General features: G+C 71.8%; 4 protein-coding genes. All 4 read left to right on the top strand.

Annotated features, from left to right (window positions below; genetic code table 11):
* Window positions 1–43: 43 nt before the first annotated feature.
* The 4 genes from ACFCV8_RS09210 (at window position 44) to ACFCV8_RS09225 (ending at window position 6534) form a co-directional block, all read left to right on the top strand.
* A complete protein-coding gene (locus ACFCV8_RS09210) occupies window positions 44–1783 on the top strand; it encodes an amidohydrolase family protein (protein ID WP_376684654.1) in 1740 nt (579 codons plus the stop codon).
* Complete coding sequence (locus tag ACFCV8_RS09215) at window positions 1780–3258, top strand: aldehyde dehydrogenase family protein (protein WP_376684655.1); 1479 nt, start codon at window positions 1780–1782, stop codon at window positions 3256–3258. Before ACFCV8_RS09210 ends, ACFCV8_RS09215 begins: the two co-directional genes overlap by 4 nt.
* A 290-nt stretch (window positions 3259–3548) precedes the next feature.
* The gene (locus tag ACFCV8_RS09220) at window positions 3549–5117 is read left to right on the top strand and encodes an APC family permease (protein ID WP_376684656.1); all 1569 of its coding nucleotides are present in this window, start codon (window positions 3549–3551) and stop codon (window positions 5115–5117) included.
* A gap of 232 nt (window positions 5118–5349) precedes the next feature.
* Window positions 5350–6534: a macrolide family glycosyltransferase gene (locus tag ACFCV8_RS09225; protein ID WP_376684657.1), complete on the top strand. Its 1185-nt coding sequence runs from the start codon at window positions 5350–5352 to the stop codon at window positions 6532–6534.
* Window positions 6535–6603 lie beyond the last annotated feature (69 nt).

Below are 6603 nucleotides of genomic sequence, written 5' to 3' on the forward strand. Positions count from 1 at the left end.
CGCACAGGCAGAAACCCCGCAGCGGCAGAAGGGAAGCCCGTCCATGCTCGACCACCTCATCCGCGGAGCGACCGTCGTGGACGGCACCGGCGGGCCCTCGTACCGTGCCGACGTCGGCATCCGGGACGGCCGCATCGCCGTGATCGCCGAGCCGGGCACGCTCACCGAGGAGGCCGTGACCGGCGAGGACGCCACCGGCCTCGTCCTCGCGCCCGGCTTCGTCGACCCGCACACCCACTACGACGCCCAGCTCTTCTGGGACCCGTACGCCACCCCGTCGATGAACCACGGCGTCACCACCGTCGCCGGCGGCAACTGCGGCTTCACCCTCGCCCCGCTCCACCCGGACCGCCCCGAGGACGCCGACTACACCCGCCGGATGATGGCCCGGGTGGAGGGGATGGCCCTCAAGGCGCTGGAGGAGGGCGTCGAGTGGAGCTGGTCCAGCTTCCGCGAGTACCTCGACGCGCTGGAGGGGCGGATCGCGGTCAACGCCGGGTTCATGGTCGGGCACTGCGCCCTGCGCCGCCACGTCATGGGCGCCGACGCGATCGGCGGGCAGCCCACCCCCGCCCAGCTCCACGCGATGCTCGCGCTCTTCCACGACGCGATGGACGCGGGCGCCTGGGGCCTGTCCACCACCCAGTCCTCCACCCACGCCGACGGCGACGGGCAGCCGGTCGCCTCCCGGCACGCCGGCCCCGAGGAGCTCCTGGCCCTCTCCCGGGCGGTCGGCGAACACGAGGGCACCCAGCTCGAAGCGATCGTGGCGGGCTGCCTCGACCAGTTCTCCGACGAGGAGATCGAGCTGCTGGTCGACATGACCGCCACCGCCGGACGCCCGCTGAACTGGAACGTCCTGACCATCGACGCCGCCGTCCCCGAACGCGTGCCGCGCCAGCTGGTGCCCAGCGAACGGGCCCGCCGGGCCGGTGGCCGGATCGTCGCGCTCACCATGCCGATCCTCACCCCGATGAACATGTCGCTCGGCACCTTCTGCGCCCTGAACCTGATACCCGGCTGGGGCGAGATCCTGGCCCTGCCCGTCCCCGAGCGCATCGAGCGGCTGCGCGAGGCGGAGACCCGGGCCGAGATGCTGCGCCGCGCCCGGAGCAAGGAGGCCGGGGTCTTCCGCCGCCTCGCCGACTTCGCCCGGTACGTCATCGGCGACACCTACAGCGCCGCCAACGAGGGCCTGACCGGCCGCGTCGTCCGCGACATCGCCGCCGAACGCGGCCAGGACCCCTTCCACTGCCTCGTCGAGATCTGCGCGGCCGACGAGCTGCGCACGGTGCTGTGGCCGATGCCCACCGACAACGACCCGGCCTCCTGGGCGCTGCGCCGCGAGACCTGGCAGCACGAGGACGTCATGCTCGGCGGCTCCGACGCGGGCGCCCACCTGGACCGGATGTGCGGCGCCCCGTACACCACCCGGTTCCTCGGCGACTGCCTGCGCGGGCGGAAGCTGGTCCCGCTGGAGCAGGCCGTGCGGATGCTCACCGACGACCCCGCCCGGCTCTTCGGGCTCCGCGACCGGGGCCGGATCGAGGAGGGCTTCCACGCCGACCTCGTCCTCTTCGACCCGGAACGCATCGACGCCGGGCCCGCCACCCTCGTCCGCGACCTGCCCGGCGACTCCCCGCGCCTGGACTCCAGGGCGATCGGCGTCGTCTCGGTGCGGGTCAACGGGGTGGAGACGCTGCGCGACGACAAGGTGACCGGCGCGGTGCCCGGTACGGTGCTCCGCTCCGGCCGCGACACCCGGACGGTGAGTACCGCATGAGCGACGGCACGGACGACGGGAAACGGCGGCTCCTCATCGGCGGCCGGTGGGCCGAGCCCGAGCACGGCCACTACGAGGTGATCGACCCGGCCACCGAGCAGGTCGTCGGCCTCGCCCCCGAGGCGAGCCGCGCCCAGGTCTACGAGGCGGCCGCCGCCGCCCGGGAGGCGTTCACCACCTGGTCGCGCACCCGCCCCGAGGAGCGGGCCGAGATCCTGCACCGGGCGGCCGGGCTGATCCTGCGCGACCTCGACGGCAACGCCGCGCTGGCCCGCGCGGAGAGCGGCGCCACCACCGGGACCGCCCGGGGCATGCAGGTCGCGGTGGGCGCCGCCCGGTTCCGCCGGTACGCGAAGGGGGCGCTGGAGCCGGTCGAGGAGGCGGTGGCCCCGCAGGTCAACGAGGCCGGGCCGATGGGGCGGGCGGGCGTCTTCGGGGCGATCGCGGTGCGCCAGCCGGTCGGCGTCGTCTCCTGCATCACCTCGTACAACAACCCCTGGGCCAACCCGGCGGGCAAGGTGGCCCCCGCGCTGGCCATGGGCAACACCGTCGTGGTGAAGCCCGCCCCGCAGGACCCGCTCTCCGTCTACCGGATGGCCGAGGCGCTCCAGGAGGCGGGCGCCCCGCCCGGGGTCGTCAACGTCGTCACCGCCTCCGGCCCCGAGGCGGGCGAGGCCGCGGTCGATTCCCCGGATGTCGACATGGTCAGCTTCACCGGCTCCACGGCGGTCGGGCAGAAGATCGCCGAGGTGTGCGGGCGGTCCATGAAGCGGCAGCTCATGGAGCTGGGCGGCAAGGGCGCCGCCGTCGTGCTGGAGGACGCGGACCTGGACGCGGCGGCGGCCGGCATCGGCACCACGTTCTCCTTCTACAGCGGCCAGATCTGCACGGCCCCGACCCGGGTGCTCGTGCAGCGCGGCGTCCACGACGCCCTGCTGGCGAAGCTGGCCGCCTATGCCGGACACCTGAAGGTGGGCGACCCGGCGGCCCGGGGCACGGTCGTCGGCCCGGTCGTCTCCGCCGCCCACCGCGACCGAATCGAGTCCTACGTCGAGCTGGGCAGGAAGGAAGGGGCGCGGGTCGTCACCGGCGGCGAGCGCCCGGCCGGACCCGACGGGCGCGGTTTCTACGTCGCCCCGACCCTCCTCGCCGACTGCACCAACGACATGCGGGTGGTCCGCGAGGAGATCTTCGGCCCGGTTGTCGTGGTCGTCCCCTTCGACGACGAGGAGGAGGCCGTCGCGCTGGCCAACGACAGCGACTACGGGCTGATCGACTACGTCTGGTCCTCGGACGTGGCCCGCGCCTTCCGGGTGGCCCGGCGGCTGCGCGCCGGAGGGGTCGGCGTGAACACCGTCGGGCGGAACATGGAGGCCCCGTTCGGCGGGTTCAAGCGGAGCGGCGTGGGCCGCGACGTCGGCTCGTACGCCCTGCACGCGTACAGCGAACTCCAGTCGATCGTCTGGCCGGGCTGAGGCGGGGCGCTCCTGCTCTCCTCTCCTCCCCTTTTCCCCTTCCACCGGCCCGGCCGGGGGAGGGGGGAGAGTGCCGTACGTCACGGGAAACTTTGAAACCGTATAAAACGGGCACTGCTGCGGGAACCGTACGGCAGCGCGATCTCGACTTGACCTTGCATCAGAAGGTCGAGATCGCGTGTACCCTTCAATTAAATCCTGGACTCCCGAATCGTCACCCAAAATTCAAGGATGAGACGTCGGAGTCTCATCCCTAAAATGTGGAAATCGCAGGGTTTATCGTCCATTTCATGACTGAGCTGGACGTGCGGCCACGGGCCGGAGACACGGCACGGGGCACCACCGCTCCGGCCGATGGGGGCGTACGGGGAAAGGGGCTCGGCGGGAACTCCGTCGGGCTGATGGGCAGCGCGGTGATCGGCATCTCCACCGTCGCCCCGGTCTACTGCCTCACCTCCACCCTCGGCTCCACCGCGGGCCAGGTCGGACTCCAGATGCCCGCGATCTTCCTCGCGGGCTTCCTGCCGATGCTGCTCGTCGCCTTCGCGTACCGCGAGCTGAACAAGGCCATGCCGGACTGCGGCACCTCCTTCACCTGGACGGTCAAGGCGTTCGGGCCGAAGGTCGGCTGGATGTGCGGCTGGGGCCTGGTGATCGCGACGATCATCGTCCTGTCGAACCTGGCGGGTGTCGCCACCTCGTTCTTCTGGCTGCTCGCGGGTGAGGTCACCGGCAGTGACTCGATCGCCGCGCTGGACGACAACAAGGCCGTCCACATCGTCACCTGCCTCGCCCTGATCGCGGTCGCCACGGCGATCAGCTACCGGGGGATGACGGCCACCAAGGGCCTCCAGTACGCCCTGGTGGGGCTCCAGCTCGTGGTGCTCGCGCTGTTCGTGGTGATGGCGGTGCAGAAGGCCAACAGCGGTGCGTTCGCCACCTCGATGGACTTCTCCTGGTCCTGGCTGAATCCGTTCGCCGTGAAGTCCTTCGCCACCTTCACCGCCGGTCTGTCCCTGTCGATCTTCATGTTCTGGGGCTGGGACGCCTGTCTGACCGCCAACGAGGAGACCACCGGCAGCGAGAAGACCCCCGGGCGGGCCGCGCTGATCGCGATGGTCGTGCTCGTCGGCTCCTACCTGGCGACCGCGGTCGCCGCGCAGATGGCCGTCGGCTCCGGCACCTCCGGCCTGGGCCTGGCCAACTCCGACACCTCGGACAACGTCTTCGCCGCACTCGCGGGCCCGATCATGGGCCCCGGCCTGGGCGTCCTGCTGTTCGTCGCGGTGCTCGCCTCGGCCGCCGCGAGCCTCCAGACCACCTTCATCCCGGTGGCCCGCACGGTGCTTGCGATGTCCACGTACGAGGCCCTGCCCGCCTCCTACGCCCGGGTCCACCCGCGGTTCCGCACCCCGGGGAGGGCCACCATCACGGCGGGCGTCGCGACCGGCGTCTTCTACACGGTCATGACCCTGGTCAGCGAGCACGTCCTGGTCGACACGATCTACGCGCTCGGCCTGATGATCTGCTTCTACTACGCGCTGACCGCCTTCGGCTGCGTCTGGTTCTTCCGCGCCGACCTGACCCGTTCCTTCCGCGACCTGGTCTTCAAGGGCGTGTTCCCGGGCGTCGGCGGCGTCCTGCTCACCGCGGTGTTCGGCAAGACCCTCTACGACATGTGGAACCCGGCGTACGGCTCCGGCTCCTCGGTCTTCGGGGTCGGCTCGGTCTTCGTCATCGGCGTCGGGCTGCTGCTGCTCGGGGTGGTGCTGATGCTGGTGATGCAGCGTCGCAGCCCGGCCTTCTTCCGCGGCGAGGTGCTGACCCGCGAGACGCCCTCGCTGGTCGTCGAGGACTGAGCGCCTCCTGCGCCTCCCAGCCGCGCGTGGCCGGAAATAATCCGGTGCGCGCGGCTCCGGAGCCGGGTTACGGTCCCGGCATGTTCTTCATGTTCCAGATCTACGGCTGACACGGGGCGGGGCACGTCCCCCGCCCGGCCCGAATGCGCCCCCGCGGTGTTTCGTTCCCGCGCGGTCGGTGCATCGGGCTGTCGTGTCGTCTCCACCACAGATCTGAAACGAGTGATCCCTCATGTCACGCATGTCCCGTCGCCGTGCCCATATCGCGATGATCGGCATCCCGGCCGTCAGTCACGTCCTGCCGAGCCTGGAAGTCATCCGCGAGCTGATCGCCCGGGGCCACCGGGTGACGTACGCCAACTCCCCGGCGGTCGCTGAGCTGATCGAGACCACCGGTGCGGAGTTCGTCCGCTGCGACTCCGTCCTCCCGGTCGCCGACAACGACTGGCCCGAGGACCCCATCAGTGCGATGGGCGTCTTCCTCGACGACTCGGTCCAGGCCCTTCCGCAGCTGCGGTCCGCCTACGACCCCGACCCCGCCGACCTGTACCTGTACGACATCGGCGCCTTCGCCGCGCGCGCCGTCGCCGAGCTCCAGAACCGCCCCTTCCTGCAGCTGTCCCCGACGTACGTGTCCTGGGACGGCTTCGAGGAGGAGGTCGTGGCACCCGTCTGGGCGCTGCCGGGCGCCGACGAGTACCGCGCGAGGTTCGACCGCTGGCTGGCCGAGTGCGGGACGGCGACCACGAAGATGGAGGTGTTCTGCGGCCGGCCCGAGAACACCGTGGCGACCATCCCGAGGGCCATGCAGCCGCACGCCGACCGGGTCGACACCAGCACCGTCACCTTCGTCGGCCCCTGCTTCGGCACGCGGGTGCAGGACGGCGACTGGACGCGTCCGGCCGGTGCGGAGAGGGTGCTGCTGGTCTCGATGGGCTCGGCGCTCACCCGGCTGCCCGAGTTCTACCGTCAGTGCCTGGCCGCGTTCGGCGACCTGCCGGGCTGGCACGTGGTGCTCCAGATCGGGAAGCACACCGACCCGGCGGAGCTCGGTGAGATCCCGGCCAATGTCGAGGTGCACTCCTGGGTGCCGCAGCTCGCGATCCTGGAGCAGGCCGACGCCTTCGTCACCCACGCGGGCATGGGCGGCAGCAGCGAGGGGCTCTACACCGGCGTGCCGATGATCGCGGTGCCCCAGTCGGCCGACCAGCCCACCAATGCCGACCGGCTGGTCGAGCTGGGCGTGGCCCGCCGCATCGACACCGCCGACGCCACCGCCGAGGCCCTGCGCACGGCCCTGCTGGAGCTCACCGGCGATCCGGAAGTGGCCCGCCGTTCGGCACGGCTGCGGGCCGAGGTCCGGGCGGAGGGCGGCACGCAGCGGGCCGCCGACCTGATCGAGGAGATGCTGGGCTGATTCGACGGCCCGGTCCGGCCCGGTCCGGCCCGGTCCGGCCCGGTCCGGCCCGGTCCGGCCCGGTCCGGC

This window comes from Streptomyces sp. NPDC056347 (assembly GCF_042262625.1).
Taxonomy (GTDB): Bacteria; Actinomycetota; Actinomycetes; order Streptomycetales; family Streptomycetaceae; genus Streptomyces.